Genomic DNA, 25,733 nt, shown 5'->3' on the forward strand with positions numbered 1-25,733 from the left:
GGTGACTTCGTGTGTTGGGCCACTGTGCTCACACCTTTGCCGTGAAGGTCAGGACGATGCTCGAAGAACTGCTCTTCGGCGGCATGGGGCTCGCGGGAAGCTGAACGGAGACACACAAATTCTCGGTAGCCCCGGCCGCCAGCGGGCGGTCGGCGGTGCCGACAGCCTGATTCGAAGTCAGTGTCAGGGGTAAGGAGGACACCACATTGGTTCCGTCGGCACACTTGTTTGCCACAGTTCCGTTCGACGACACCGTCATCCGCAAAAAGGTCGTCAACGCACCGTTGCTCGTGGATGTGATCGTGTACTTCAGCGGAAGGGTCGCCCCAGCACCGACATTGTTGACCTTGAGGATCGCGGTGTTCGAATCTCCCGGAATCATCCCGGTTTTGCCGAGTTGGCTGAAGTTCAGTGTTGTGGTCAGCTCGGGTTGCGTTGTGGTGTTCAAGTTCAGATTGATCGACCCGGTCGTGATGTTGCCCGAGGTTGCCGTGGCGGAGGATGTCCATGCGGCGAGTGTGGTCACGCCACCGACACCCAGCACCATCCCCAAAGCGAGCAGCGCGCGAAAGCGCGTGCTGGTCAACAAGTGACGAATCCGGTGAGCCGGACGGTCAGGGCGCGAGGGCATCGTGCTGGCCTTTCTCGATCTGGGCGGCGTCTGTGGGCGCGAAAGTTGCAGGGTCAGGAGCCAATCGGGCTCGAGCACGCTCCTTCCGGCCGTCACGGATGCCGCTGATCATCATGTAGGCCGCATACAGCAGTAGTGCCGTCACGACTATCACCACGATCACGGTGCGCTGCTCTCCGGTGAGCCAAGTGTTGACGTAGCCGAGATACGGAAGGCTGTACCAGACCTTTCCCCGGATCTGTACTGGCCGTACTTCCTTCTCGTCAGGTTCACCGTTCGCGTCACCCTGGGTGATGAAAGTTCTTTCACCCTTCTGGTTTTCACTTGTGGCGATGATCCGGTGCGTGACGACGGTCGGCTGACCCGATTCCAGCTGGTACGTAATAGGTGTACCGATCCCCAGTTCGGACGGATCGACAGGTTTGACGACTACCAGTGATCCAGGGTTGTACGTCGGGCGCATCGAACCGGTCAGGATCGTGAAGCGCTGCGCTCCGGCAAAGAAGGGGACGACGATCGTCGCGACGATAACCGCCGAAATTGCCAGCAGCAGTGTCCAACTGACGATCGAGGTGATCCACCAGAGCGGGCCGGTATGTTCGCGCTTCGTGGAGTGCTTTGTCATACCGGACCTGCCTGGAACGTCAAGGTAGCGGTGTTTGTTGCTCCGGAGACCGACTGAGTTCCTACTGTGAGCCGTAAACACAGGACGTAAGTTGCGTTCGAGGCCAGCGGACTCGGCATGTACGCCGGTGAAACCGGGTATTGCAGCGATGCGTTCATCGAACCCGACATCAGCGAGGCGACTGCCGGGGCCGCTGTGTTCACTCCAGCCGGGCAGGCGCCTTCGTTGGCGACTCCGTATGTGGTCAGGGTGAATTCGGTCAGTAGTGTCGTCGCCTGCATTCGCCATTGCAAGGGGTCGGTTCCCGAGTTTTTGACTGTCAGCGGCGCTTGCACCGTATTACCAGGAACTACCAGAGTCGTTCCGGTCGTCAGCGTTGACAATGGGTACGCCGCACTGGTTCCGGTAGAGGTACCAACCGTGAGGTTGACGCTGGCGGCAGTTGCCGTGCCGCCATTCGCGCTCGCCGAATCGGACCACAGCGCGAGCGACTGCTGCGACGATGCGAACACCGCTACAGCAGCCACCGCGACTGCGATCGCTCCCCAGACCTTTTTCCTCATGAAATTACGGGGCCGGTGTCAGTGCTGTCTGAGTGACGACCAGCTTCAGTGCCGACAAGTTCAGCGACTGGTTCTGCGCGACCTGGTTGGCCACATCGGTGAAGTTGAGACGGACCCCGACGTGGACGACGGTATTGTTCTGCACCTTGGTGATCTGGGAGATCGGGTTGCCACCTGCATCCTTGATCGTGGTAACCGGTTGCACCGCCGCGGCAAGTTCGGCGCTGTTGGCACCTGGAACGATTCCGGCTGTGTCGGCGGTCAGAACAGCGGCGAGGCGATCTCCGACTGCAGTCACCGTGACGTCGCAGGTGTATTCGATGCTCTCAGTGGTGACGATGCGGTAGGCCGAAATATTGGTGATCGCGGTCTTCGTCGGGTTGAGGGAGTTCCAACCGCCGCCGACCGGTGCGCAAGCGCTCAGGTCGAGGGCGCCGGACGTGACGGGCCCGCCGCCACTGACGTCGGCCGAGTCGCTCCAGACTGCGAGCGAGCCCGCACCGCCGAGGAGGAGGGCGCCGGCCGCCGCAGCAGCGATCGCGCCCTTGGTCTGCTTCTTCATGAAAATCTCATTTCATGTCTGGGACCCGAAATGGGTCGTTCAGACATGAGTATCAGCCACGGCAAACGATTCGTTACTACTTTTCCAAAATTTCTTTTTCGACTGTGATCCACATTGTCCGGGGAATTGAAAGTGGCTCTGACCTGCGGATAACTATCAGTATGTAATTTTGGTGCGAAGAAAACCGTTTGTTTGTCCAGTTGGACAAACGGGACGAGTCGGATCCTGGCAAACTCGTTGTTTTTTACCAGTTAATTACCAACTTTCCATTCTTTTGACAATTCCTTCAATTGTTTGCGTTGCTACGGAATGGATCGGTTGTCATTCCGACCAAATCCGCGACCGACTCGAGGACGATGGTCGGGCGGTACGGGTAGAGCTCCACCGACGCGCGGGTCGAGATTCCGGTCATCACCAGAATCGTCTGCAGTCCGGCTTCGAGGCCGCAGACGATGTCGGTGTCCATGCGGTCGCCGATCATCAACGTGTTGGCCGAATGTGCGCCGATGGACCGCAGGGCGGACCGCATCATCAAGGCGTTGGGCTTGCCGACGTAGTAGGGATCGCGCCCGGTTGCCTTGGTGATGAGGGCAGCGACCGAGCCGGTGGCCGGGAGAGAGCCGTCGCGCGACGGTCCGGTGGCGTCGGGGTTGGTGGCGATGAACCGCGATCCACGCTCGACCAGGCGAATGGCCGTGGTGATCGCCTCGAAGGAGTACGTACGCGTCTCGCCGAGGACGACGTAGTCGGGGTCGCTGTCCGTCAGGACGTAGCCGATGTCGTGCAGTGCAGTGGTCAGGCCCGATTCACCGACCACGTAGGCGCTGCCGCCCGGACGCTGGTTGGCCAGGAAGGTCGCGGTAGCGAGCGCTGACGTCCAGATCGACTTCTCCGGGATGTCGAGTCCCGAATTGAGGAGGCGTGCTCGCAGGTCACGCGGGGTGCGGATGGAGTTGTTGGTGAGCACCATGTACGGAATGTCGTTCGACGCCAGTTCTGCCAGGAACGTGTCTGCTCCGGGTATCAAGTGCTCCTCGTGGACGAGAACCCCGTCCATGTCCATGAGGTAGGTCCAACCGGTCTGATCGTCTGTTCTGGTCATATCTCCAGTATGTGCGGGTGCCGCCCGATGTGGGCGGTCAAGCGAGAAGACGCCACAAGCCGATCAGGCCGACGACGACAATCGTGTATCGCAGTGCAGTGGGGGACAGGCGTCGTCCGTAGCGGGCGCCCAAAACGCCGCCACCGAGTGAGCCGACACCAATCAAACCGGCTGCTGCCCAATTGATCTGGTCGAAGGCCAGAGTGATGTACATTCCGGCTGCGACGATGTTGACGAGCAGTGAGAGCAGGTTCTTCGCGCCGTTCATGCGCTGGAGGGTTTCCGGGAGGATGGCACCCATCACACCGATGAGGAGGATGCCCTGCGCGGCGGTGAAGTAGCCGCCGTAGATGCCGACGGCAAAGGTGCCCGCGGTCAGGAGCATCAGCCTCTTGGTGGACAGCGTCGTCTCTTCGGTGGAACGCTTCTTCGCCCACGCCTGGATACGTGGCTGGAGGAGGACAAGTGCGAGAGCTAGGATCAGCAGCACCGGAACGATGGTCTCGAACAGTTTCTCGGGTAGGTGCATGAGCAACCACGAACCAAGGAGTGCGCCGGCGAGCGACGCGGGAATCTGCCACTTCAAACGATCCCACTGCCCGGACAACTCACGCCGGTATCCCCACGTGCCCGAGACCCCGCCGGCGACGAGCCCGACCGCGTTGGACATCGTCGCGGTCACCGGCGGCATGCCGAAGGCGACCAGGGTGGGAAACGTGATCAGCGTTCCACTGCCGACGACGGCATTGATCGCGCCCGCACCGATGCCGGCCAACAAGATGAAGAAAGCGTCGATTCCACTCACTCCGCAGACGGTACGGCAGAGGAAAAGTCAGTCCGGACGGCGGTCCCGGTCTCGATTCGAACACTCCATTGAACACGGCGACCAAGGTTTCGGACACCGTTGAAATCAGTGCGATTTCAACATGAAGCGACCTTCATTTCCCTTGCAGTGCAGGGAAATACAACATTTGACGACTCGGGATTTCGCGTCTAGTCTTTGCTCACCATCCAGAGCGACCGAGAGACCTGGCTCGTCGACGTCGCAGCAACCCCCCGAGTGATCGGGAGCGGGTGCTACCGCCAGGACCGATGGAAGGCATCACATGGGTTCCACTTCGCACGCTGCGCACAGGCGTCGTCACATCGATCTGTGCCGCACCGCTTCGTGTCACTGTCTCTGACCTCACTGTCACCGACCGAACTGTCGTCGTCTTCGCAACTCGAGTACGCCACCTCGAGAACACAGCTGCGTTCCCATTCCCCGAAAGGTCTATTCGTGATGTCCACTCCGTCAGGTAGTGCGCCGTGAGCGCGCCCACCGATGTCCGCCCCGAAAAGTCGGTGGCCGAGCCGCAACTTCCCGACTCGGAACTTGTCGTTGCTCGCACCTGGCACCCGCTGCGCTGGGTGATCAGCGCGGTCGTGCTGGTTTTGCTTGCTCAGTTCATTCACGGACTCGTTGTCAATCCCGGCTGGGACTGGCCGACGTTCGCGCAGTACTTCACCGCGAAATCAGTGCTTGCCGCGTTGTGGATGACGATCAAACTGACCCTGTGGGGGACGATCCTCGGATTCGGTCTCGGTGTTTTCCTCGCACTCGGCCGGTTGTCGAAGAATCCGGTCCTGCAGGTGATCGCCTGGACCTACATCTGGGCCTTCCGCTCGATTCCGCTCATCGTGCAGCTGCTCTTCTGGTTCAACATCACGTACCTGTACCAGACCCTTTCTCTTGGAATACCTTTCGGGCCGGAGTTCTTCACCTTCCAGGTCAGCGGTGTGATCGGCGGATTCACTGCAGCAGTCATCGGTTTGGCACTGCACCAGGCCGCGTACTCGGCCGAGATCATCCGCTCCGGAATTATCTCGGTGGATCACGGTCAGATCGAAGCAGCTCACTCGCTCGGTATTCCGCGCAGTCGCCAGTTCTTCAAGATCATTCTCCCGCAGGCGATGCGGGCGATCCTCCCCAATGCCGCCAACGAGGTCATCGGACTCTTCAAGGGAACGTCCATCGTCTCCACCATGGCGATCGCCGAACTGTTCTACCAGGTGCAGGTCATCTTCGGCCGCAACGGACGAGTTGTGCCCCTGCTGATGGTCGCCACAATCTGGTACATCATCCTCACGACGTTGCTCTCGATCGGTCAGTACTACGTTGAGCGCCACTACGCACGTGGATCCGCCCGCGCCCTTCCGTTGACTCCGATCCAGAAGGCGCGCAAGAAGTTCGAAGAGATTCGTGATGCGCGTCTCGATATTCCGAGAGGTGCGACCCGATGACCGCAGAATTGGCCGAAGAGACGGTGTACGCCGTCGAAGCGCGCGGAATCCACAAGTCATTCGGCACGCTGGAAGTACTTGCCGGCGTTGATCTCCTGGTTCGCAAGGGCGAAGTGACCGTCATTCTCGGACCGTCCGGTTCCGGTAAGTCCACCTTGCTGCGCACCCTCAATCACCTCGAGAAGGTCGACCGCGGGACCGTACGGATCGACGGAGAACTGATCGGATACCGGCGCAAGGGAAATCGACTTCACGAACTGCGTGACCGCGAGATCCTGAAGCAGCGTTCACATATCGGATTCGTGTTCCAGAACTTCAACCTGTTTCCGCACCTGACCGCGTTGGAGAACGTGGTGGAAGCACCGCTCTCGGCCCAGAAACGAGACCGTGACGAGGTCTACCGCGAAGCCCGCGCTCTGCTCGAGCGAGTGGGAGTGGGAGACAAGGCCGACGAGTACCCCCGCCAACTCTCCGGTGGCCAGCAACAGCGCGTAGCGATAGCGCGAGCGTTGGCACTGCGTCCGGCTGTGATTCTCTTCGACGAGCCGACGTCGGCGCTCGATCCCGAGTTGGTCGGCGAAGTCCTCGAAGTTCTTGCCCAGCTTGCCCGCGACGGCGCCACCTTGGTGATCGTCACGCACGAGGTCGGATTTGCTCGGGAGGTGGCGGACACCGCGGTCTTCATGGACGGCGGCGTCATCGTCGAACAGGGCCCGCCGTCGCAGGTGATCGACAATCCGGTCCACGAACGGACCAAAGCGTTTCTCTCCCGCGTCCTCTGACGCGACCCAGACTCATTCCCGGAAGGAAAAATTGATGTTCTCCCCATCCCGTCGCGCGACTTTTCTGATCTCGGCTCTTGCCACCGTCGGACTGCTCAGCGCTGCGTGCAGCAGTGCTGACGCCGAGTCCGACGGCGCCCAGGTCACCGCGGCCGCGGGTTACAACCTCACCGCCGACCAGAATCGCATCACCACCGACAAGGTGGATGCCATCGCCGCCGAGGTTCCTCAGGACATTCGTGATCGCGGCACGCTGCGAGTCACCGGTAGCGCGGGTTCCGCTCCGCCGCTTCGCTTCTACGCCGACGACGACACCACCCTCATCGGCTCCGAGACCGACTTCGCCTACCTGATCGGTGACGTTCTCGGTTTGAAGGTCGATCTGCAGACAGCGGACTGGGCACAGAACTTCGTCCGCATCGACTCCGGGGAAGCCGACGCTTTCCTTTCCAACGTGACTGTCACAGAGGAGCGTAAGGAGAAGTACGACTTCGCCACCTACCGACTCGACACCCTGGCCTTCGAAGCGAAGAAGGGCGCCGGGATCTCCATCAAGGAACCCAAGGACGTCGCCGGCAAGAAGATCGCCGTCTCCTCTGGTACCAATCAGGAAGCGCTGCTGGTCAAGTGGAGTGAGCAGAACGTCGCGGCCGGCCTGGCGCCCACCGACATCTCCTACTACCAGAACACCACCGACTACTACCTCCCCTTGCAGTCCGGCCGAATCGACGCCTACTTCGGCCCGAACCCGTCGTCGCAGTTCCACGCCAAGCAGTCGGGTGAAACCGAGGTTGTCGGTGAGTTCTCCGGTGCCGGCGACACTTTGCAAGGACAGATCGCGGTGCTGGTGAAGAAGGACAACGGGTTGATCAAGGCCGTCAACGACGCGATCAACCACACGATCGAGAACGGTACGTACCAGCAGATCCTCGAGCGTTGGAACATCACCAGCGAAGCCGTCGACAAGTCTCTGATCAACCCGCCCGGCCTTCCCAAGACCAAGTGAGCTCTCGTCCATGAGTGAGATTCTCGATGTGATCGTCATCGGCGGAGGACTCGTCGGGTCCTCCGCCGCATGGCGGCTCGCGGCGCGCGGACACAGCGTCGTACAGCTGGAACAGTTCGGGCCGGGGCACAAGCACGGTGCATCGCACGGTACTTCGCGCATCTACCGTCAGGCCTACGACAATCACCTGTACACAGGATTGGCGGCCGACGCGCTGCCACTGTGGCGGGAGTTGGAGTCCACCACGGACATCGGGTTCCTGGAACTGACCGGTGCCGTCGATCACGGTCTGCCGCAGGCAGTGCAGTCCAAGGCGCAGATATTGGTCGAGGCCGGCATCAAGGGTGAGATCCTCACTCCTGCCGAGGCGTCCGCCCGCTGGCCGGGGTTGCGATTCGACACCACCGTGCTCCATCACCCCGATGCAGGCCGGTTGCACGCGGACCGCGCCGTGACCGCGCTGAAAGCGGGAGCGGTGTTCGCCGGTGCCGAGGTCCGTCACGACGTTCGGGTATTGGCACTCGCGCGAGCGTCGTACGGCGTGGACGTGGTGACGGACGGCGGAACGCTCGCGGCTCGTCAGGTCGTGATCGCGGCTGGGGCGTGGACTGTGGACCTGATCGCAGACAGCGGACTCGGTTCCGAGATCGTGCTCCCGACGCTGCGCACGACGCAAGAACAACCGGCCCACTTTGCACCGCTGGACCCGGGAGTCGAGTGGCCGAGTTTCGTTCACCACCCGGGTGCGCAGTTGGAGACCGCGGGGATCTACGGACTCGGTTCCGAGGACGGCATCAAGATCGGCGAACACGCGACCGGGCCGGTCGTGACTCCACAGACCCGCGACTACACCCCTGATGTCGACGGAGAGCAACGACTGGTCGAGTACGCCGAGTCGTGGTTGCCCGGCGTTGATTCCACCCAGGTCGAGTCGATCACGTGCCTGTACACGAGCACGCCGGACAGTAACTTCGTCATCGACCGAGTCGGCGCCGTCACGGTCGCGGCGGGATTCTCGGGTCATGGATTCAAATTCGGTCCGGCCCTGGGTGAACTTGTATCGAACCTCGTCGAGGGAACCGCTCTCGCTCCGGAAGTTTTTCGGCTGGGGGAGCGTTGACCAGATTCATGGAGGAAAGTGTTGTGGCACTGGAGCTCGGGACCCGGCAGGTCGAGGGCATCGGCGCGGTAGAGGTCTACTCGGTATCGCAGGACGATCCCTTGGCGGCTCCACTGATCGCGGAATTGGCGCTCGAATACAGCTCGCGATACGGCGGAACTCGCGAAGCGATGCTCGCGGATCTCACCACGTACCCGGCAGAAGAATTTGCGTACCCGCAGGGGGCGCTCCTGGTGCTCACCCACGAGGATGTGCCGATTGCCGGTGGTGCATTTCGCCAATTCGATTCCACCACTGCGGAATTGAAGAGAATCTGGACATCGGTCGACTATCGGAAGCGTGGTCTCGGCAAGGTCGTCGTTCGCGAGTTGGAACGAGAGATCGAGCTTCGCGGATACAACCGGGTGTTCCTGACGACGGGCCCTCGGCAACCGGAGGCTGTCGCGCTGTACCTGTCCAGTGGATACACACCGCTCTACGACGCTTCACTCTCGCCCGAAGAAGTGGGCGTCCACCCGTTCGAGAAACAACTTCGGGTGCTCGAAAATGTGACCCGAGCAGCAATTCCTACCGACCGGGTTGACAACACCCGGGTTTAACCTCGTACACTTGCGAACGACCATCCAGAGCGACCGAGAGACCTGGCTCATTGAAGTCGCAGCAACCCCCCGAGTGATCGGGTGCGGGTGCTACCGCCAGGACCGATGGAGGAACACGAAATGAAGGCAGTTGAAGGCGGTTTCGATACCGCCTGGTCGCGTCGTCACGTAGACCTGTGCCGCACCGCGGGATCTTTCTGTACCAACTGACCTCGGTCAGTCATTCACACTCAGGCGAGTCGTCGACAAGTCTGTTTTCTCTTCTCTGCACAAGTGATTCGCGCTCGATCGCCTTCTTGGAGCTTCTTGCTTCACGGCGACGGGTGCGCTCTTCGGCATGCCTCTTTAGGAGTTCTTGGTGTCTTCGCCCTCATTCGGTGCCCGCAAACGCGCGACCGTCATTGCCGGTATCGGTGCTGTCTCGGTTCTCGGAACCGTCCTCGCCGGCTGCAGCAGCGACGGAAGCGGCAGCGGCGCCGACGCGGGTCCCGCGCAGTCCGGCGGAACCCTTCGTTACGGTCTCTCGCAGGCGCCGACGTGCGCCGATCCGGCCCAGGCCGGCAGCAACCAGACCGTGTATGTCACTCGCACCGTGGTGGATTCGCTGACCGATCAAAATCCCGACTCCGGCGAGATCACCCCGTGGCTCGCCAAGAGTTGGGAGATCAGCCCCGACGCCGCGAGCTTCACGTTCGTCCTTCGTGACGATGCCACTTTCAGTGACGGCACACCGGTGACGGCGGATTCGGTCAAGAAGACCTTCGACTCGGTCAAGAACCTCGGACCGAACGCGTCGTTGGCGAAGAGCTACCTGTCCTCCTACACGGGTACTGACGTCGTCGACGCCCACACGGCGAAGATCAATTTCTCCGGGCCCAATGTTCAGTTCCTGCAGGCAACTTCGACGCCGCAGCTCGGAATCCTCGCCGATTCCACCACCGCACTGGCATCCGAGCAGCGCTGCCCCGGTGCAGCGGTGATCGCCTCCGGTCCATTCGTGTACACCGACTGGCAGCAGGACAAGAGCGTCAAGATCGCCAAGCGTGCGGGATACAACTGGGCATCGGACGCAGTCGCGCATCAGGGCGAGGCCTACCTCGACGGCGTCGATTTCACCGTGGTCCCCGAATCCGGTGTGCGCGCGGGCAGTGTGGCTTCCGGCCAGCTCGATGCGGTCAGCGACGCGCTTCCACAGGACGCACCGCAGATCGAGGGCGCCGGTGGACGCATCCTCACCCGGCCCAACCCGGGCGTGAGCTTCTTCTTCCAGCCCAACGTCAGTCGTGGAGTACTCGCTGATCAGGCCGTCCGCCAGGCCATCATCCCGGCGATCAACCGCCAAGAACTCGTCGACACCGTTCTTGATCCGTCGTTCTTCCCGGCAACGAGCCCGTTGGCTCACACCACTCCGCTCTACACCGACGAATCCAGTGTCGTGACCTACGACGCGGACAAGTCGGCGAAGCTTCTCGACGCAGCCGGTTGGAAGGCCGGAAGCGACGGTATCCGCGAGAAGGACGGGCAGAAGCTCACGTTCAGCGTCACGTTCAGCCCGGTGTTCTCGGGTAATCAGGCCATTCTCGAGCTCGTGCAGCAGCAGCTCAAGAAGGTCGGCGTCGACCTGCAGCTCAATCTGGTCTCGAACGGTGAATGGACCGAGAAGGGGGTGTCGGGTGATTACGATTCGCTGTACTACAACAGCACTCGGGCCGACGCCGACATCCTGCGGGCGTCGTTCAGCACCGAGGGCCGCAACCTCAATCGTCGCGGCGCAGATCCGGAGCTCGACAAGGTTCTCACCGACCAGCTCGCAGCCACGGACAACGGTCAGCGCGGCGAACTGGTCTCCACCGCTCAGGAATTGATCCTCGACCGTGGGCTCTCCATCCCCACGATCGAGCTCTCGCAGGCCATCGGCGCCGGATCGAGTGTTCAGGATCTGAACTTCGAAGCCTCGTCACGCCTGCAGTTCTACGACGCATGGTTGTCGGGTAAGTAATCATGACTCGATACGTACTCACCCGACTGGGCCAGGCCGCGGTTGTCCTGTGGGCCGCCTTCACCATCTCGTTCGTGATTCTGTTCCTCCTGCCGAGTGATCCGGTCAGCATGGCTGCGGACTCGTCCGGGCAGGGCGTTGCAGTGGATCAGGCTGCGCTCGATCAGCTTCGGGCACGATACGGCTTGGACCAGTCGGTGTGGGTGCAGTACTGGACGTCGCTGACCAACGCTCTTCGCGGCGATTTCGGTACGTCGATCTCCACCGGCCAGTCGGTGACGGATGCCATCTTCTCGGCGCTGCCCAGCACACTGGTACTGGCAACCACCGCTTTGGTTCTGGCCGTGCTGTTCGGAGTGGCGATCGCGTTCTTCGCTACCTACACCCGCAAGCGGTGGCTGGCGAACCTGTTGTTCTCGCTGCCGCCTCTGGGAGTGGCTGTGCCCACCTTCTGGGTGGGTCTGATCCTCCTGCAACTCTTCTCGTTCCGTCTGCACGTCTTCCCGGCATTCGGGGACAAGGGATTCGCAACGGTAGTTCTCCCGGCGTTCACGCTGGCGATCCCGACCGGCGCGGTGATCGCGCAGGTCCTCACGACCAGCCTGCAGTCGACGCTGCGTTCGCCGCACGTGGAGACCGCCTATGCCAAGGGAGCCAGCCGTTGGCGCGTGCAGACCCGTCACGCGTTGCGACTGGCGAGCATTCCGGCATTCACCATTGCCGGAGTGCTGGTCGGAACTTTGCTGGCTGGTTCGGTGGTCGTGGAAACGGTGTTCTCCCGCGCGGGCGTCGGCCGTCTGACCCAGACGTCGGTGATGGCGCAGGACATCCCGGTGGTGCAGGGCGTCGTTGTGTTCGCCTCCCTGGTCTTCGTGCTCGTCAACCTCGCGGTCGACCTCTTCTACCCCCTGATCGATCCACGAATCATTCAGGCGAAGAAGGCACATGCCGAAAACTCGAATACCGAAAGCTCGACCGATCTGGAGCCGGCCCATGTCTGACACATTGATCGAACCCTTACTCCTCGATCCACGCGTCGAGGCCAAGGCACCAGTCGTTTCGCGCCGAAGGTCGACTGCCATCGGTTTGATCCGTAAGCCCGGTCTGGTCATTCCGGTGCTGATCGTGCTGCTTGCCATCGGCTTTGCCGTCGCGCCTGGGTTTTTCGCCAGCGGTGATCCGTTGTCCGGCGTCCCGGCGGACAAACTGCAGGGACCGAGCTTGGCTCACTGGTTCGGAACCGACAACCTTGGGCGTGACCTGTACACACGCTTCGTGCACGGCGCCGCACTGTCCCTGACCGCGACTTTGGTAGCGGTGGGAATCGCGTTGGTGGCAGGATCGATCATCGGTTTGCTCGCGGGATTTGTCGGCGGAGTCGTCGACGCAGTTCTGATGCGCATCGTCGATGTCCTGCTGTCCATTCCGGCGCTACTGCTCTCGTTGGCATTGGTGACCGCACTCGGCTTCGGCACCATCAACGTCGCCATCGCTGTCGGCGTCAGCATGGTCGCCAATTTTGCCCGAGTGATGCGTGCCGAAGTGATGCGGGTGCGCGGCGCTCAGTACGTCGAAGCCGCGTTCAGTTCGGGTGTGCAGTGGCTCGGTGTCCTGCGTCGGCACGTGCTGCCCAACTCGTACGCGCCCGTGGTCGCGCTGTCCGCAGTCGAGTTCGGGCAGGCAGTTCTTGCAGTGTCGGCACTGAGCTTCTTGGGATTCGGCGCGGTTCCGCCTACCCCGGAATGGGGATCGCTGGTGTCCGAGGGGCGCAACTTCCTCGCCAATGCCTGGTGGATGACAACACTTCCCGGTCTCGCGATTGTCGCCGTGGTCATCTCGGCGCACCGTATCGGCCACGAGATCGAAAGGAGCAACCGGCGATGAGCACGACCGAGGAACAGTTGCTTTCCGTCACCGACCTGCAGATCTCCTACGGCAACGAGCCCGCGGTATCCGGTGTGAGTTTCACCGTCGGCCGCGGCGAAGTGGTTGCGGTGGTGGGGGAGTCGGGTTCGGGAAAGTCGACGACGGCCCACGCGATACTGGGCCTGCTCGCCGGTAGCGGCCACGTCACGGGCGGAAGCGTCGAGTTCGAAGGCGACAGAATCGATTCGTACTCCGACCGCGCGTGGCAGAGAATCCGCGGCGCTCGTATCGGTCTGGTGCCGCAGGATCCGACGACCTCGCTCAACCCGGTGACTCGGATCGGCGACCAGGTTGCAGAAGTCCTGCGGATCCACGGCCTCGCCGACCGGCGCACAGCGCGGTTGGACGCCGTCGCCGTGCTCGAGCGCGCGGGTATCGACCGCCCGGAGATCCGGGCACGCCAGTATCCACACGAGCTGTCCGGCGGTATGCGGCAACGAGTTCTGATCGGTATCGCTCTTGTGGCGAACCCGGCCCTCATCATCGCCGACGAGCCGACCAGTGCTCTGGACGTCACGGTCCAACGACGCATTCTCGACCATCTCGACGAGCGAATCGCCGAATCCGGTGCCGCCGTGCTTCTGATCACGCACGACCTGGGTGTGGCCGCAGACCGCGCGGACCGGATCCTGGTGATGCAGGGGGGCAGAATCGTCGAATCCGGCCGCACCGCAGATATTCTGGGAGACCCGCGAGACGAGTACACGAAGAAGCTGCTGAACTCTGCGCCGAGCCTGTCCTCGGGACCGGTCGATCGCCCGGTCCGTCAGGACACGAGCCCGCTGCTGACGCTGACCGGAATCACCAAGCGTTTCAACGTCGGCCGCGGTAGTTCGATCACCGCGGTGAACGAAGTATCGCTGACTGTTCCGAGGGGCCAGACGGTGTCACTGGTGGGGGAGTCAGGTTCCGGCAAGTCGACCACCGCCCGCATTGCCGTGCGATTGGAGCAGGCGGACGCCGGCACCATCACCTTCGACGGACAGGACATCACGAAGGTCAAGGGCAGCGGCCTGCGCGAGCTGCGTCGAAAGATTCAGCTCGTGTACCAGAACCCCTATGCATCGCTCGACCCGAAACTGTCCGTCCAAGACATCGTGGCAGAGCCGCTGCGGGCCTTCAAGGTTGGTGGACGTACCCAGCAGCAGAGCCGGGCCGCCGAGCTGCTCGATCAGGTTGCGCTGCCCGAGCAGTTCCTGAGCCGCAAGCCGGCCGAACTCTCGGGCGGCCAGCGTCAGCGGGTGGCGATTGCTCGCGCGCTCGCTCTGAAGCCGGATCTACTCGTTCTCGACGAGCCGGTATCCGCTCTCGACGTCTCGGTTCAAGCGCAGATCCTGGCGCTACTCGACGAGTTGCAGCGAGAGCTGGGACTGACCTATCTCTTCATCTCCCACGATCTGGCGGTTGTTCGCCAGATCAGTGACGTAGTCGGCGTCATGCAAGCTGGTCGATTGCTCGAAATCGGCACTACCGCCGAGATTTTCGACAATCCCCGAAACGAGTACACACGCACACTTCTCGACGCGATCCCCGGGCGGGATCATTCGACAGGAAAGGCCGAATATGTCCGAGCGTAGTTCCGGAGCATTCCTGGTCGGCCTCGAATTCGAGGGCACCGGAGCTCATCCGTACTCCTGGCGACGCGAGGATTCGCGTGCCGAATATCTGTTCACGCCGTCGTACTGGGTGGACCTGGTGACCGCCGCGGATCGGGGTGGGGTGGATCTGGCGTTCCTCCCCGATTCTTTCGGGCTCCAATCCGAAGGTCAGCACGCTGTGCGGGGGAGGTTGGAGGCCGTGGCAACTGCGGCGAGGCTGAGTGCTGTCACCTCGCGCATCGGCCTGATCCCCACTGCGTCGGTCACGCACACCGAACCGTTCCACATTTCCAAGGCCATTGCGAGCATCGACTACTCGTCTGCTGGGCGGGCCGGTTGGCAGGTCGCGGTGTCCGACACCACCGAGCAGGCAGCGTTGTTCGGCCGAAAGGCAGTGCAGGGTCCGGAGTCCGCGTGGGAGGAAGCGTCCGAGGCGGTCAAGGTGATCAGTCGGCTGTGGGACAGCTGGGAGGACGACGCCGAGATACGTGATGCTGCGAGCGGACGATTCATCGATCGGGACAAGCTGCACTACATCGATTTCGAGGGAAAGAACTTTTCCGTCAAGGGCCCGTCCATCACCCCGCGCTCGCCTCAGGGGCAGCCGCTGATCTCCGTCGACGCGAGTCGACCGGAGGCCCGCGAACTCGCCGTTGCGCGCGGAGATCTGATTCGGATCTCGGCATCCGACCTCGGCGAGGCCAAAGCTACGGCCAAGCTGGTCCACACGAGTGCAGCTGCCCTCGGGCGCACCGTCAGAGTGCTCCTTGATGTCGACGTGCTTCTCGGAGCCGATCGCGGTGCCGCCGACGACGCTTTGGCAGAACTCGAGGAATGGGCGGGAGTGCCGTATGTACCGCACTCGCTGTTCTATCGCGGTGACAGTGCGGGTTTGACTGCGTTGCTGCGTGAGATCGGTGGGCTTGCCGGGATCGACGGTGTGGTTCTGCGTCCCCTGGCGCTGGCCGCCGGAGTGGACAAGATCGCGACGGACGTGGTGCCAATTCTCAATCCGCGACCGAGTACGGCCCCGACTCTGCGCGAGCGGTTGGGCTTCGAGTTGCCCGTCAATCAGTTCGCGTAGCGCGAGTAGAGAACAGGAACACCGATGACACAGAACAGGATTCGCAAGCAAGTTCACCTGGGCGCTCATTTCCCCGGCGTGAACAACACCACGGTGTGGACCGATCCGGCGTCGAAGAGCCAGATCGAGTTCAGCTCCTTCGAGCATCTCGCACGCAGTGCCGAACGCGGATTGTTCGACTTCTTCTTCCTCGCAGAGGGTTTGCGCCTACGCGAGCATCAGGGCAAAATTCACGACCTCGACGTGGTCGGTCGCCCGGACACCTTCAGTATTCTCAATGCGGTTGCCGGTGTGACAACGCATCTCGGCCTGGCCGGGACTATCAACACCACGTTCAACGAACCGTACGAGTTGGCCAAGCAGTTCTCGACGCTCGATCATCTCTCCGACGGCCGCGCCGCCTGGAACCTGGTCACCTCCTCGGACGCTTTCACCGGCGAGAACTTCCGCCGCGGCGGGTATCTGGAGCATTCCGAGCGGTATGCACGCGCCAACGAGTTGGTCGACGCAGTACGGACGCTGTGGGACAGTTGGAGCATCGACCGTCCGATCGTCGACCGTGAACGCGGTGTTTTTGCCACCGACCAGCAGGTCGGCCAGTTCCAGCACTCCGGCAAGCAGTTCGACATCGCCGGACGCTTCGAAGTGCCGCGGAGTCCGCAAGGGCACCCAGTTCTGTTGCAGGCCGGTGACTCCGACGAAGGACGCGAGTTCGGCGCCGCCAAGGCCGATGCCATCTTCACCGGGCACGGAACCCTCGAAGCGGGCAAGGCCTTCTACGCAGACGTGAAGGGGCGCCTGGCCAAGTACGGACGCACGCACGCAGACCTCAAGATTCTCCCCGCCGCCACCTTTGTCCTCGGTGACAACGCAGCGGATGCACAGGAGAAGGCGTATCACATCCGGCGGCAGCAGGTCGGACCTCAGACTGCCATCGCTTTTCTCGAACAGGTTTGGGGCAGAGACCTTTCGCAGTACGACGCCGACGGCCCGTTGCCGAAGGAAGATCCGTCGGACGACGTCAACATCACTCGCGGACGCGTCCGTCACGTCAAGGATCCGCGAGCGGTCGCCGATCAGTGGCGAGCGAAGGCAGAGGCCGAAAACCTCAGCATCCGTGAACTCATCATCGAAGTGACTGCCCGCCAACAGTTCGTGGGCAGTGCCGCCGAGGTGGCTGCCGAGATCGACAGCTACGTCCAGGGCGACGCGAGCGACGGCTTCATCCTCGTTCCCCACCTCACCCCCGCGGGACTGGACGAGTTCATCGACACCGTCGTACCGGAACTGCAGGACCGCGGCAGTTTCCGGACCGAATACTCAGGAACCACTCTGCGCAGCCATCTCGGGCTGCGCCACCCGCACGAGCAGGCTGAAGGAGTCCGCGCATCATGACCGTTACCGACACGTCCACCAGCACCTTCACCGGCGATTGGAATGCCTGGCACGCCTCGCGCGACGCGACCTTCAGTGAACCACTCGGCTGGCTGAGCCTGACTGCGTTGCATTGGCTGGTGGACACCGATTCCACGTTCGCAGACCTTCCGGGTGCATGGCGCGCCGACGCGAATGCCGTGGTCGTCACCGCAACGGCGGCAGACGATCTCTCGATCGACTGTGTCGCAGTGGACGGTTCGTCCACCCTGAATCCGATCGAGGGGGCGCCGGGCCTGATCGTCAAGCAGGGCGAACGTCTGGTCGAGGTCATCCGCCGCACCGGCGAGGTAGCCCTGCGGATCCACGATTCGGCAGCCCCGGCATTGGCGCAGTTCAGTGGTATCCCGACCTTCGAGCCGAACCTGCAGTGGCGCATCGACGGTATCTTCACAGCTTTCGAGGAGGCTCGCACGGTGACGACCGGTGCGGTCGTCGAGCGCCTCGAACATCATCACGACGCTCGCGGAACCATCAGCTTCGAACACGACGGAGAAACTCGGACTCTGATTGCGTTCGCGGGCAAGGACAACGGCTTTCACATCCTGTTCACCGACGCGACCAGCGGGGTGTCCACCTACCCGGCCGCCCGCTCGCTGCACGTGAGTGCACCTGAACCCGGTGGCGCGGTAGTCCTCGATTTCAATCGGGCGTCGAACCTGCCCTGCGCGTTCACCGATTACGCGACGTGCCCGGTGGCCCCCGCCGAGAACCGCCTGGCGTTCGCGGTGGAAGCCGGCGAGAAGACACCGGACACCCGCTCCGAAAGCGGACCGAGGTGAGCGCGCCGCTGTCCGTACTCGACCTCTCGCCGATCAGTGAGGGCGGAACGGCCCGCCAGGCTTTGCGGAACTCGCTGGACCTCGCTCGTTCTGCCGAAGCGTGGGGATACAAGCGTTACTGGGTCGCCGAACACCACTTCGTCGGTGTTGCCTCTTCGTCGCCAGCAGTGCTTGTCGGGCTGATCGCGGCCGCCACCAACACCATTCGCGTCGGCTCGGCCGCCGTGCTGCTGGGCAACAACACGGCGGCTCAGGTGGTCGAGGCCTTCGGTACCGTCGAAGCGTTGTATCCGGGTCGTATCGATCTCGGCATCGGGCGCAGCGGACAGCGTCGGGTGGAGGCACTTCGCGCGGTCGCTGCCGGGACGACTGCCCCCGCAGAATCGAAGCGGGAGAACGTCGTACGTGAGGGTGTGGTGATCCCGGCGCCCTTCGATCCGACCGGGCTCCTCACGTCACCGAGATTGCAGGCGTCGTTCGAGGCCTTGGCGTTTCCGGGAGCGCAGGCGCCCGATTTCGAGCAGCAGGTCGACGACATACGCTCGCTTCTGAACGGAACCAACCGCACCCGCGACGGTATCGAATTGCACGCCAGTCCCGGCGAGAATGCCGACGTCGAACTGTGGGTGTTCGGAAGCAGCGCGGGCCCCAGTGCCGAACTCGCCGGACGACTCGGATTGCCGTTCGGTGCGAATTACCATGTGGCGCCGTCGAGTACGCTCGACGCGGTCGAGGCTTACCGTGCGGCATTCCGGCCGTCGGCAGTTCTCTCCGAGCCGTACGTCGTCGTGTCCGCGGATGTTGTTGCCGCGGAGGACGATGCGACGGCCAGGGAGTTGGCGTCGACGTTCGGGCACTGGACGCACAGCATCCGCAGCGGGCACGGAGCAATCCCGTATCCCGATCCGGAGACGGCGCTCCCACTTTCCGACGCCGACAAAGCAGTGGTGGAGGATCGGCTGATCACGCAGTTCGTCGGTTCGCCCACCACCGTCGCCGACAGGCTCGACAGTCTGCAGAAGCTCACCGGGGCGGACGAATTGGTGATCACCGGAGTGACCTATCGACACGAGGATCGTCTGCGCTCGTACGAACTGCTCGCCAAGGAATGGGGACTACCCGCACTACTGGCAGCGTGAGGTTGCCTTGGTCCATTAGTGTCGAGTGATGTTTGCACCTCGAGATGCGCTTGCGGTTGCTCTTGACGTAGCGCGTGAGGGCATGGAGCTCGGGGAGATGCCGATCGGCGCAGTCGTGTTCGACGACGACCGTGTGCTCGGGCGGGCGTATACGCAAGAACGGGCACTCGGCCGACGGGTAGTCCATGCGGACCTTCAAGCGCTCTTGCAGGCCGACGAGGCTCTCGGGTTCGCTCGAGCGTCGGGTGAATTGACATTGGCGGTCAATCTCGAACCATGTCTCATGTGTATGGGTGCCGCGATCACGCTCGGTGTGACTCGGGTGTGGTTCGCTCTCGAATCCCCGAACGACGGTGCGGCGGAACTCGTGCAGCTGTGGGCGCCGCCTGTGGAGCTTCCGTTTTTCTGTAAGCCGCGTGAAGTCCTCGGCGGCATCCGCCGTGACGAAGCGCGAAATCTGTTCGCTGAATACGCCACTGGCACTGGCCCCGCCGGGATGCGGGACTGGGCGCGCAGTCTCACCTGACGCCATGGCATTAGGAGGGCCGTGAGGCTCACGCCCCGATAGCGCCCGCGATCATCGGCCACGATGCACGCATGTCAGCTTCGAAGAGTCCCCAGGTGTGGGTGCCCTCGGGGCGGAAGCTGAACGTCGCGGGAATGCCGAGTTGATTGAATCGACCCTGCAATGCGGCAGTGCACATGTTGGTGATGCCTTCGAGCACAGCGCCGGGAACGACCCCGGCAGCCATCGCCAGTGAGTTGATTCCGTCCACCGGGCCGGGAAGTCCGTTGCCGGTCGAGATGAACAGTGCTGTACCGCGCAGTTTCTCGGCGTTGATCAGCGGGTCGTGCGCAGCCCACTGCGGGCTACCCCACGGCCCCCACATGTTGCCTGCGTTTCCGCCGCCGAGTATCTCGACCATCGAACGCACCGCTGCCTGACCGAGCGGGTCGCCGGCGCGCGGGCAGCCGCTGTACGAGCCGACGGCGCGGTAGGTGCCGGGCGACTGGATCGCGAGGTCCAGGACCGGCCCACCAGCCATCGACACACCACCGAGCGCGTTGACGCCGGTCGTGTTGTACCGAGCGTTGACTGCAGCCGGTAGTTCCTTGGTGAGGTATGTCTGCCATTTGTTGCGCCCGAGTACCGGATCGTCGGCGTTCCAGTCGGTGTACATGCTGAACTTGCCGCCGACCGGCATGACCACGTTGACGTGCTTGTCGTTGAAGAAGTCACGGACTCCGGTGTTGTTGAACCACGAGATTCCGTCCTCACCGCCGCCGACGCCGGTCAACAGATAGAACGTCGGGGCAGCGCCGCCGCCGGCCGGGGAGATCACGTCGTTGGCGATCCAACGGTCCATCGAGGGTGAGTAGACGTCGATGCGACTGACCACGGAATCCGCGCTCGCAGTCGGCGCACTGAGGCCGAGAAAGCCGGCAGCCATTGCCACCGCCATCGTCAGCCGAACCGTGAAACGACGTGTCTTCATATTTCCCCCAGGCGCAAGCCGGACAGCGTATTTGTGCCTTCCAACAGTGGCACAATGCGAAGAAGAGTGACGAATGTCCGGGTAACAGTCCGATAAGAAGATGGAGACAATTGCGTGGGATCGCAGTCGCACCACCCCGAATCCGACGTGATTCGGCTGGCCTTCGGGCTGGCTGCGATCACGGCCGGTGCGGCGCGCAGAACCGCTGGTCTCGCCCTTGATTCGGTGCAGCGGATCCCCGTAGTCGGTGGCACTCTCGACGATGCGATCACCCAGGTCACCACCCGCGGCACGGACGCGATTCGCTCGACCGCGGAGTTCGCCGACTCCACCCTGCGGACGGTGATCAAAGCTGTCGTCGACGCTGCTCTGGCCGAAGTCGACATCACGAAAATCGTCGTCGACCACGTGGACATCGACAAGATCGCCGAAAACATCGACGTGGACAAGATTGCCGAGCGAGTCTCGCTCGAACCGATCATCGACCGGGTCGACGTGGACGAGATCGCAAGTCGCCTCGACGTCAAGGCGGTGATCGATCGCCTCGACCTCGACGGGATAGTCGACACCGTCGACCTCGAACGCCAGGTCAACCGCATCGACCTCGTCAAGATCGCCGACCAGGTCATCGAGGGCGTCGACCTCCCCCAGATGATCCGTGAATCGACCGGCTCACTCTCCACGGAAGCGGTGCACGGAGCGCGGGTACAGGGCATGCAGGCGGACGACGCCGTCGCGGGATTCGTCGGGCGACTGTTCGGCCGCGATAACGCACCGTCACCAGAAAAGCCGTCACCAGAAAAACCGTCACCCGAGGCCGATCCGAATACGAACGCAGGCGAACGCTAGTGGCCCAGGAGAGTTCCGGCCCGGCCGGCATCGTCACCCGTGGACTCGCCGGACTGATCGACCTGGGCGTCGTCCTGCTCCTGATGGGTTCCGTGTACGTAGGCTTCGCCTTCGTCCGACTGCTCTTCTCACCGCAGAGTTTCACGTTCTCGGAACCGGGAATCTTTCTGTCCACGACGGCATTTCTCGGTGTCTCGGTGGCGTATCTGACTGCCTGCTGGGCGACCACCGGCCGAACCGTCGGCTCCCTCGTGATGGGGCTCCGCGTGATCACGTCCGGGCATCGCCTCGTGCGCTGGCCGTTGGCGTTCGTCCGCGCCGTGCTCTGCGTACTCTTCGCCTTCGGATTGTTGTGGTCGGCGGTCGATCGACGACGACGATCGCTGCAGGACATCGTTCTACGCACCGAGGTCGTCTACGACTGGCGTCAGGACCCGGATCTGGTTGCACCGCACGGAGGCGAGCACGCATGAGCGAACCCAATCGCCCGGACGAACGCTTCACTCTCGCCAGTGAGCGCACCTTTCTCGCCTGGATGCGTAGCTCACTCGCCTTGCTGGCGGGCGGCATCGCCGTCGTCCAGTTGGTGCCGGAGTGGAGCACAGGGTGGGTCCGCACGGCGCTCGGTCTGATCTTGATCGGACTCTCGGCGGCAGCAGCCTTGGTAGGTATGCGACGCTGGCTACAGGTGAAGAAGGCGCTCGAGGACGGAGCCGCGATGCCGGAACCGCACGCACTGTGGCTGTTTGCCCTGGCGTTGGCGGGGGTTGCCGTCGCTGCCGGTATCGCGACAGTGGTCACCAGCCTCGCTCGCTGAGATACGCAGAGAAGTCCTTGCGGTGTCTGGATAGTCTGCAAAGAACGAGAAGCATGTCAGAGAAGTACACGAAACAGACGACAAGGGAGTGCACGGTGGCGCAGGAACTCAAGCTCGGATACAAGGCTTCGGCTGAGCAATTCGGCCCTCGCGAACTGGTAGAGCTGGCAGTTCTGGCCGAGCAGCACGGCATGGATTCCGTTGCGGTGAGCGATCATTTCCAGCCATGGCGCCACAACGGTGGACACGCGCCGTTCTCGCTCGCCTGGATGACGGCCGTCGGTGAGCGCACCGAGCGTGTGCAGATCGGCACGTCCGTGATGACGCCGACGTTCCGCTACAACCCGGCGGTCATCGCTCAGGCGTTCGCGACGATGGGATGTCTCTACCCGGGCCGCATCATGCTCGGCGTCGGCAGCGGCGAGGCTCTCAACGAGATCGCGACCGGCTTCCAGGGCGAGTGGCCCGAGTTCAAGGAACGCTTCGCGCGGCTGCGTGAGTCCGTGCGGTTGATGCGTGAGCTGTGGCTGGGCGATCGTGTCGACTTCGAAGGCGAGTACTTCACCACTCGCGGCGCGTCGATCTACGACGTTCCCGAGGGCGGCATTCCCGTTTACATCGCGGCCGGCGGACCCGTTGTCGCCCGGTACGCGGGACGTGCCGGTGACGGCTTCATCTGCACTTCCGGAAAGGGCATGGAGCTCTACACCGAGAAGCTGCTTCCAGCCGTTGCCGAGGGCGCAGCCAAGGCCGAGCGCGACGTCGCAGACATCGACAAGATGATCGAGATCAAGATCAGCTACGACACCGATCCGGAGGCTGCACTCGAGAACACCCGCTTCTGGGCTCCGCTGTCCCTGACACCGGAGCAGAAGCACAGCATCGAGGATCCGATCGAAATGGAAGCCGCTGCCGACGCTCTGCCCATCGAGCAGGTGGCCAAGCGCTGGATCGTCGCTTCTGATCCGGACGACGCCGTCGAGCAGGTCAAGGCCTACGTCGATGCCGGTCTCAATCACCTGGTGTTCCACGCACCGGGCCATGATCAGCGCCGGTTCCTCGAACTGTTCGAGCGTGACCTCGCGCCCCGCTTGCGTGCTCTGGGCTGATCCTCGAGATCAACTGAACGGTGTCTGCCACTCGACGTGTGGCGGGCACCGTTCGTCTTTCTCGTAGCTGCCGGTTGTCGGCACGAGCGTGAGCGTGGCCACGATCAGTGGCAGGGTGGGCGGAGGCCCACACTAGGCTGTTGGGCATGCCAGAAGCGCCCGCTGCCGTGTCGAGTGTCTACGTCGCCTCTCCTGAAGGTGACACCGGAAAATCCACCATCGCGCTCGGCGTGCTGCAGATGCTGTGCGCGACCGTCGCCCGGGTCGGTGTCTTCCGCCCGATCGCCCGCTCGACCGAGGAAACCGACTACATCCTCGAACTCCTGCTCGAGCACACCACCGCCGATCTCTCCTACGCCGACGCACTCGGCGTCACCTACGAGCAGGTTCACGCCGATCCTGAAGCCGCACTGGCCGACATCGTCGCGAAGTACCACACCGTGGCCGAGCAGTGCGACGCCGTCGTGATCATCGGAAGTGACTACACCGACGTCGCCAGCCCCAGCGAACTGAGCTTCAATGCCCGCATCGCCGTGAACCTGGGGGCGCCGGTCCTGCTCGCGGTACGCGGCGCTCGGCGCAGCGTCGAGGAGGTCGCCCAGCTCGCGCACCTGTGCGCTGCCGAGTTGGCCGCCAACCACGCTCATCTGCTCGCCGTCGTCGCCAACCGTTGCGATCCCGACAAGCTCGACGAGGTGACCGCAGCGCTGTCCGACATCGGTGTTCCGACGTGGAGCCTGCCGGAGATTCCGCTACTCGTCTCACCCACGATGGCCGAGTTGATGGAGGCCACCGGCGGCGAGTTGTATTCGGGTGACCCGGAACTGCTGCACCGCGAGGCACTGAAGGTGATGGTGGGCGGCATGACCGCCGAGCACATCCTCGAGCGTCTCGTCGAGGGCATGGTCGTGATCGCACCGGGCGACCGCTCGGACGTCCTGCTCGCGTTGCTCAATGCTCATGAGGCGGAGGGATTTCCGTCGCTCGCGGGCATCATCATGAACGGCGGGATCACACCGCACCCGGCCATCGCGGCGTTGATGGCCGGCCTCAAACAGCGCCTTCCGATCCTCACCACAACTCTCGGTACTTTCGACACCGCAAGCGCCGCGGCCCAAACCCGCGGACGCGTGGCAGTCGGTTCGCAGCGAAAGGTCGACACCGCCCTGAGCTTGATGGAACAGCGCGTCGACGCAGACGTCCTGATGGACCGACTGGCACTGCCGATCCCGTCCGTTGTGACCCCACAGATGTTCGAGTACAAGCTGATCGACCGCGCTCGACGCGACCGCAAGCACATCGTCCTGCCGGAAGGTGACGACGACCGGATCCTGCGCGCTGCCGGTCGACTACTGCAACGTCAGGTTGCCGACCTGACGATCCTCGGTGACGAACCGAGTGTGCGTCGACGCGCGGCGGAACTCGGCGTGGACATCAGTGGCGCACAGGTACTCGCACCGGCGCAGTCCGAGTACACCGAGCGCTTCGCACAGGAATACACCGCGCTGCGTGCACACAAGGGCATGACCATCGAGCGAGCCCGCGAGGTGATCGCCGACATCTCGTACTTCGGAACGATGATGGTGCACTTGGGTATTGCCGACGGCATGGTCTCCGGCGCCGCCCACACCACCGCACACACGATCCGGCCCTCCTTCGAGATCATCAAGACCGCCCCCGGCGTCTCGACGGTCTCGAGCATCTTTCTGATGTGCCTGGCCGACCGCGTTCTCTCCTACGGCGACTGCGCCGTGGTTCCAGATCCGACGTCGGAGCAGTTGGCGGACATCGCGATCTCGTCGGCGCAGACGGCGTCGCAGTTCGGGATCGATCCGCGTATCGCGATGCTCTCGTACTCCACCGGCGATTCGGGTAGCGGAGCCGACGTCGACAAGGTTCGTAGCGCGACCGCGCTGGTACGCGAGCGTCGCCCGGATCTGTTGGTGGAAGGGCCCATTCAGTACGACGCCGCTGTCGAGCAGAGTGTGGCCGACAAGAAGATGCCGGATTCGTTGGTGGCGGGCAAAGCAACGGTGTTCGTGTTCCCGGACCTGAACACCGGCAACAACACGTACAAAGCAGTGCAGCGTAGCGCCGGCGCAATCGCCGTCGGCCCGGTTCTACAGGGACTGAACAAGCCGGTCAACGACCTCTCGCGTGGTGCGTTGGTCCAGGACATCGTCAACACCGTGGCTATCACGGCAATTCAGGCACAGGGAGCGTAAGA

General features: G+C 62.9%; 28 protein-coding genes and 2 riboswitches. Of the genes, 21 read left to right on the top strand and 7 right to left on the bottom strand.

All coding sequences use genetic code 11. From position 1 onward, the window contains the following. Nucleotides 1-28: 28 nt before the first annotated feature. The 6 genes from ACFQ6H_RS12270 to ACFQ6H_RS12295 all read right to left on the bottom strand — a co-directional run bounded on the left by ACFQ6H_RS12270 (nucleotide 29) and on the right by ACFQ6H_RS12295 (nucleotide 4,288). Nucleotides 29-631 carry a SipW-dependent-type signal peptide-containing protein gene (locus ACFQ6H_RS12270; protein ID WP_378646299.1) on the bottom strand — a complete coding sequence of 201 codons (603 nt, stop codon included), beginning with the start codon at nucleotides 629-631 and terminating at the stop codon, nucleotides 29-31. Continuing rightward, nucleotides 615-1,256: a signal peptidase I gene (locus tag ACFQ6H_RS12275; RefSeq protein ID WP_378646301.1), complete on the bottom strand. Its 642-nt coding sequence runs from the start codon at nucleotides 1,254-1,256 to the stop codon at nucleotides 615-617. Before ACFQ6H_RS12275 ends, ACFQ6H_RS12270 begins: the two co-directional genes overlap by 17 nt. Next, nucleotides 1,253-1,819, bottom strand: coding sequence for a hypothetical protein (locus tag ACFQ6H_RS12280; RefSeq protein ID WP_378646303.1), 567 nt, complete (start codon nucleotides 1,817-1,819; stop codon nucleotides 1,253-1,255). The genes ACFQ6H_RS12275 and ACFQ6H_RS12280 overlap by 4 nt, the downstream gene beginning before the upstream one ends. Before the next feature lie 4 nt (nucleotides 1,820-1,823). After that, nucleotides 1,824-2,381: an alternate-type signal peptide domain-containing protein gene (locus ACFQ6H_RS12285; protein WP_378548927.1), complete on the bottom strand. Its 558-nt coding sequence runs from the start codon at nucleotides 2,379-2,381 to the stop codon at nucleotides 1,824-1,826. Between the two features lie 286 nt (nucleotides 2,382-2,667). Continuing rightward, nucleotides 2,668-3,483 (bottom strand): HAD-IIA family hydrolase, encoded by an 816-nt coding sequence (locus ACFQ6H_RS12290; protein WP_378537262.1) that lies wholly within the window; start codon nucleotides 3,481-3,483, stop codon nucleotides 2,668-2,670. 37 nt (nucleotides 3,484-3,520) lie between these two features. Next, on the bottom strand, nucleotides 3,521-4,288 hold the full coding sequence (locus ACFQ6H_RS12295; protein WP_378646305.1) for a sulfite exporter TauE/SafE family protein: 768 nt from the start codon (nucleotides 4,286-4,288) through the stop codon (nucleotides 3,521-3,523). Between the two features lie 199 nt (nucleotides 4,289-4,487). Then, nucleotides 4,488-4,582, top strand: a riboswitch (SAM riboswitch). 7 nt (nucleotides 4,583-4,589) lie between these two features. Here ACFQ6H_RS12295 and ACFQ6H_RS12300 point away from each other — a divergent pair. The 16 genes from ACFQ6H_RS12300 (at nucleotide 4,590) to ACFQ6H_RS12375 (ending at nucleotide 19,761) form a co-directional block, all read left to right on the top strand. Then, nucleotides 4,590-4,667, top strand: a complete 78-nt coding sequence (locus tag ACFQ6H_RS12300; RefSeq protein ID WP_378537806.1) for a putative leader peptide — start codon at nucleotides 4,590-4,592, stop codon at nucleotides 4,665-4,667. Between the two features lie 124 nt (nucleotides 4,668-4,791). After that, complete coding sequence (locus ACFQ6H_RS12305) at nucleotides 4,792-5,766, top strand: amino acid ABC transporter permease (RefSeq protein WP_378537264.1); 975 nt, start codon at nucleotides 4,792-4,794, stop codon at nucleotides 5,764-5,766. After that, nucleotides 5,763-6,548, top strand: a complete 786-nt coding sequence (locus ACFQ6H_RS12310) for an amino acid ABC transporter ATP-binding protein (RefSeq protein ID WP_020968833.1) — start codon at nucleotides 5,763-5,765, stop codon at nucleotides 6,546-6,548. The genes ACFQ6H_RS12305 and ACFQ6H_RS12310 overlap by 4 nt, the downstream gene beginning before the upstream one ends. Before the next feature lie 34 nt (nucleotides 6,549-6,582). Next, complete coding sequence (locus ACFQ6H_RS12315; protein ID WP_378637787.1) at nucleotides 6,583-7,554, top strand: ABC transporter substrate-binding protein; 972 nt, start codon at nucleotides 6,583-6,585, stop codon at nucleotides 7,552-7,554. Between the two features lie 10 nt (nucleotides 7,555-7,564). Continuing rightward, nucleotides 7,565-8,674 (top strand): FAD-dependent oxidoreductase, encoded by a 1,110-nt coding sequence (locus ACFQ6H_RS12320; protein WP_378646307.1) that lies wholly within the window; start codon nucleotides 7,565-7,567, stop codon nucleotides 8,672-8,674. Between the two features lie 8 nt (nucleotides 8,675-8,682). Continuing rightward, the gene (locus ACFQ6H_RS12325) at nucleotides 8,683-9,273 is read left to right on the top strand and encodes a GNAT family N-acetyltransferase (RefSeq protein ID WP_378637793.1); all 591 of its coding nucleotides are present in this window, start codon (nucleotides 8,683-8,685) and stop codon (nucleotides 9,271-9,273) included. Between the two features lie 17 nt (nucleotides 9,274-9,290). Then, nucleotides 9,291-9,385: riboswitch (SAM riboswitch) on the top strand. An 8-nt stretch (nucleotides 9,386-9,393) separates the two neighbouring features. Further along, nucleotides 9,394-9,483 carry a putative leader peptide gene (locus ACFQ6H_RS12330; RefSeq protein WP_310504006.1) on the top strand — a complete coding sequence of 30 codons (90 nt, stop codon included), beginning with the start codon at nucleotides 9,394-9,396 and terminating at the stop codon, nucleotides 9,481-9,483. A 148-nt stretch (nucleotides 9,484-9,631) separates the two neighbouring features. Beyond that, complete coding sequence (locus tag ACFQ6H_RS12335; protein ID WP_378646309.1) at nucleotides 9,632-11,272, top strand: ABC transporter substrate-binding protein; 1,641 nt, start codon at nucleotides 9,632-9,634, stop codon at nucleotides 11,270-11,272. Nucleotides 11,273-11,274: 2 nt separating this feature from the next. Further along, nucleotides 11,275-12,273: an ABC transporter permease gene (locus ACFQ6H_RS12340; protein WP_378646311.1), complete on the top strand. Its 999-nt coding sequence runs from the start codon at nucleotides 11,275-11,277 to the stop codon at nucleotides 12,271-12,273. Further along, complete coding sequence (locus ACFQ6H_RS12345) at nucleotides 12,266-13,156, top strand: ABC transporter permease (protein WP_378537276.1); 891 nt, start codon at nucleotides 12,266-12,268, stop codon at nucleotides 13,154-13,156. The genes ACFQ6H_RS12340 and ACFQ6H_RS12345 overlap by 8 nt, the downstream gene beginning before the upstream one ends. Continuing rightward, on the top strand, nucleotides 13,153-14,775 hold the full coding sequence (locus ACFQ6H_RS12350) for a dipeptide ABC transporter ATP-binding protein (protein WP_378646313.1): 1,623 nt from the start codon (nucleotides 13,153-13,155) through the stop codon (nucleotides 14,773-14,775). The genes ACFQ6H_RS12345 and ACFQ6H_RS12350 overlap by 4 nt, the downstream gene beginning before the upstream one ends. Then, nucleotides 14,762-15,880 (top strand): LLM class flavin-dependent oxidoreductase, encoded by a 1,119-nt coding sequence (locus tag ACFQ6H_RS12355; RefSeq protein ID WP_378646315.1) that lies wholly within the window; start codon nucleotides 14,762-14,764, stop codon nucleotides 15,878-15,880. The genes ACFQ6H_RS12350 and ACFQ6H_RS12355 overlap by 14 nt, the downstream gene beginning before the upstream one ends. A 24-nt stretch (nucleotides 15,881-15,904) precedes the next feature. Next, the gene (locus tag ACFQ6H_RS12360) at nucleotides 15,905-17,275 is read left to right on the top strand and encodes an NtaA/DmoA family FMN-dependent monooxygenase (RefSeq protein WP_378646317.1); all 1,371 of its coding nucleotides are present in this window, start codon (nucleotides 15,905-15,907) and stop codon (nucleotides 17,273-17,275) included. Next, nucleotides 17,272-18,096 carry a DUF1684 domain-containing protein gene (locus ACFQ6H_RS12365; protein ID WP_378646319.1) on the top strand — a complete coding sequence of 275 codons (825 nt, stop codon included), beginning with the start codon at nucleotides 17,272-17,274 and terminating at the stop codon, nucleotides 18,094-18,096. The genes ACFQ6H_RS12360 and ACFQ6H_RS12365 overlap by 4 nt, the downstream gene beginning before the upstream one ends. After that, complete coding sequence (locus ACFQ6H_RS12370; protein WP_378646321.1) at nucleotides 18,093-19,235, top strand: LLM class flavin-dependent oxidoreductase; 1,143 nt, start codon at nucleotides 18,093-18,095, stop codon at nucleotides 19,233-19,235. Before ACFQ6H_RS12365 ends, ACFQ6H_RS12370 begins: the two co-directional genes overlap by 4 nt. A 28-nt stretch (nucleotides 19,236-19,263) precedes the next feature. Further along, nucleotides 19,264-19,761 (top strand): nucleoside deaminase, encoded by a 498-nt coding sequence (locus tag ACFQ6H_RS12375; protein WP_378537292.1) that lies wholly within the window; start codon nucleotides 19,264-19,266, stop codon nucleotides 19,759-19,761. Nucleotides 19,762-19,789: 28 nt separating this feature from the next. Here ACFQ6H_RS12375 and ACFQ6H_RS12380 read toward each other — a convergent pair whose 3' ends face one another. Beyond that, on the bottom strand, nucleotides 19,790-20,731 hold the full coding sequence (locus ACFQ6H_RS12380) for an alpha/beta hydrolase (protein WP_378646323.1): 942 nt from the start codon (nucleotides 20,729-20,731) through the stop codon (nucleotides 19,790-19,792). A gap of 114 nt (nucleotides 20,732-20,845) precedes the next feature. Here ACFQ6H_RS12380 and ACFQ6H_RS12385 point away from each other — a divergent pair, with 114 nt between their 5' ends. The 5 genes from ACFQ6H_RS12385 (at nucleotide 20,846) to pta (ending at nucleotide 25,731) form a co-directional block, all read left to right on the top strand. After that, complete coding sequence (locus tag ACFQ6H_RS12385) at nucleotides 20,846-21,580, top strand: hypothetical protein (RefSeq protein ID WP_378646325.1); 735 nt, start codon at nucleotides 20,846-20,848, stop codon at nucleotides 21,578-21,580. Beyond that, nucleotides 21,580-22,053, top strand: coding sequence for an RDD family protein (locus ACFQ6H_RS12390; RefSeq protein WP_283305840.1), 474 nt, complete (start codon nucleotides 21,580-21,582; stop codon nucleotides 22,051-22,053). Before ACFQ6H_RS12385 ends, ACFQ6H_RS12390 begins: the two co-directional genes overlap by 1 nt. Then, on the top strand, nucleotides 22,050-22,397 hold the full coding sequence (locus ACFQ6H_RS12395) for a YidH family protein (RefSeq protein ID WP_378548969.1): 348 nt from the start codon (nucleotides 22,050-22,052) through the stop codon (nucleotides 22,395-22,397). Before ACFQ6H_RS12390 ends, ACFQ6H_RS12395 begins: the two co-directional genes overlap by 4 nt. Nucleotides 22,398-22,492: 95 nt before the next feature. Further along, nucleotides 22,493-23,506 carry a glucose-6-phosphate dehydrogenase (coenzyme-F420) gene (fgd, locus tag ACFQ6H_RS12400; protein ID WP_003944371.1) on the top strand — a complete coding sequence of 338 codons (1,014 nt, stop codon included), beginning with the start codon at nucleotides 22,493-22,495 and terminating at the stop codon, nucleotides 23,504-23,506. A gap of 146 nt (nucleotides 23,507-23,652) precedes the next feature. Continuing rightward, entirely contained in the window at nucleotides 23,653-25,731 is a 2,079-nt protein-coding gene (pta, locus tag ACFQ6H_RS12405; RefSeq protein WP_317552592.1) for a phosphate acetyltransferase, read from the top strand. Nucleotides 25,732-25,733 lie beyond the last annotated feature (2 nt).

The sequence above is a fragment of the Rhodococcus sp. NPDC056506 genome, assembly GCF_042794945.1.
Taxonomy (GTDB): domain Bacteria; phylum Actinomycetota; class Actinomycetes; order Mycobacteriales; family Mycobacteriaceae; genus Rhodococcus_F.

Excerpts from the sequence above, each read along its gene's own strand:
- ACFQ6H_RS12270 (WP_378646299.1), bottom strand. The coding sequence starts at position 631 with ATGCCCTCGCGCCCTGACCGTCCGGCTCACCGGATTCGTCACTTGTTG.
- ACFQ6H_RS12275 (WP_378646301.1), bottom strand. The coding sequence starts at position 1,256 with ATGACAAAGCACTCCACGAAGCGCGAACATACCGGCCCGCTCTGGTGG.
- ACFQ6H_RS12280 (WP_378646303.1), bottom strand. The coding sequence starts at position 1,819 with ATGAGGAAAAAGGTCTGGGGAGCGATCGCAGTCGCGGTGGCTGCTGTA.
- ACFQ6H_RS12285 (WP_378548927.1), bottom strand. The coding sequence starts at position 2,381 with ATGAAGAAGCAGACCAAGGGCGCGATCGCTGCTGCGGCGGCCGGCGCC.
- ACFQ6H_RS12290 (WP_378537262.1), bottom strand. The coding sequence starts at position 3,483 with ATGACCAGAACAGACGATCAGACCGGTTGGACCTACCTCATGGACATG.
- ACFQ6H_RS12300 (WP_378537806.1), top strand. The coding sequence starts at position 4,590 with ATGGGTTCCACTTCGCACGCTGCGCACAGGCGTCGTCACATCGATCTG.
- ACFQ6H_RS12310 (WP_020968833.1), top strand. The coding sequence starts at position 5,763 with ATGACCGCAGAATTGGCCGAAGAGACGGTGTACGCCGTCGAAGCGCGC.
- ACFQ6H_RS12315 (WP_378637787.1), top strand. The coding sequence starts at position 6,583 with ATGTTCTCCCCATCCCGTCGCGCGACTTTTCTGATCTCGGCTCTTGCC.
- ACFQ6H_RS12320 (WP_378646307.1), top strand. The coding sequence starts at position 7,565 with ATGAGTGAGATTCTCGATGTGATCGTCATCGGCGGAGGACTCGTCGGG.
- ACFQ6H_RS12325 (WP_378637793.1), top strand. The coding sequence starts at position 8,683 with ATGGAGGAAAGTGTTGTGGCACTGGAGCTCGGGACCCGGCAGGTCGAG.
- ACFQ6H_RS12330 (WP_310504006.1), top strand. The coding sequence starts at position 9,394 with ATGAAGGCAGTTGAAGGCGGTTTCGATACCGCCTGGTCGCGTCGTCAC.
- ACFQ6H_RS12340 (WP_378646311.1), top strand. The coding sequence starts at position 11,275 with ATGACTCGATACGTACTCACCCGACTGGGCCAGGCCGCGGTTGTCCTG.
- ACFQ6H_RS12345 (WP_378537276.1), top strand. The coding sequence starts at position 12,266 with ATGTCTGACACATTGATCGAACCCTTACTCCTCGATCCACGCGTCGAG.
- ACFQ6H_RS12350 (WP_378646313.1), top strand. The coding sequence starts at position 13,153 with ATGAGCACGACCGAGGAACAGTTGCTTTCCGTCACCGACCTGCAGATC.
- ACFQ6H_RS12355 (WP_378646315.1), top strand. The coding sequence starts at position 14,762 with ATGTCCGAGCGTAGTTCCGGAGCATTCCTGGTCGGCCTCGAATTCGAG.
- ACFQ6H_RS12360 (WP_378646317.1), top strand. The coding sequence starts at position 15,905 with ATGACACAGAACAGGATTCGCAAGCAAGTTCACCTGGGCGCTCATTTC.
- ACFQ6H_RS12365 (WP_378646319.1), top strand. The coding sequence starts at position 17,272 with ATGACCGTTACCGACACGTCCACCAGCACCTTCACCGGCGATTGGAAT.
- ACFQ6H_RS12375 (WP_378537292.1), top strand. The coding sequence starts at position 19,264 with ATGTTTGCACCTCGAGATGCGCTTGCGGTTGCTCTTGACGTAGCGCGT.
- ACFQ6H_RS12380 (WP_378646323.1), bottom strand. The coding sequence starts at position 20,731 with ATGAAGACACGTCGTTTCACGGTTCGGCTGACGATGGCGGTGGCAATG.
- ACFQ6H_RS12395 (WP_378548969.1), top strand. The coding sequence starts at position 22,050 with ATGAGCGAACCCAATCGCCCGGACGAACGCTTCACTCTCGCCAGTGAG.
- pta (WP_317552592.1), top strand. The coding sequence starts at position 23,653 with ATGCCAGAAGCGCCCGCTGCCGTGTCGAGTGTCTACGTCGCCTCTCCT.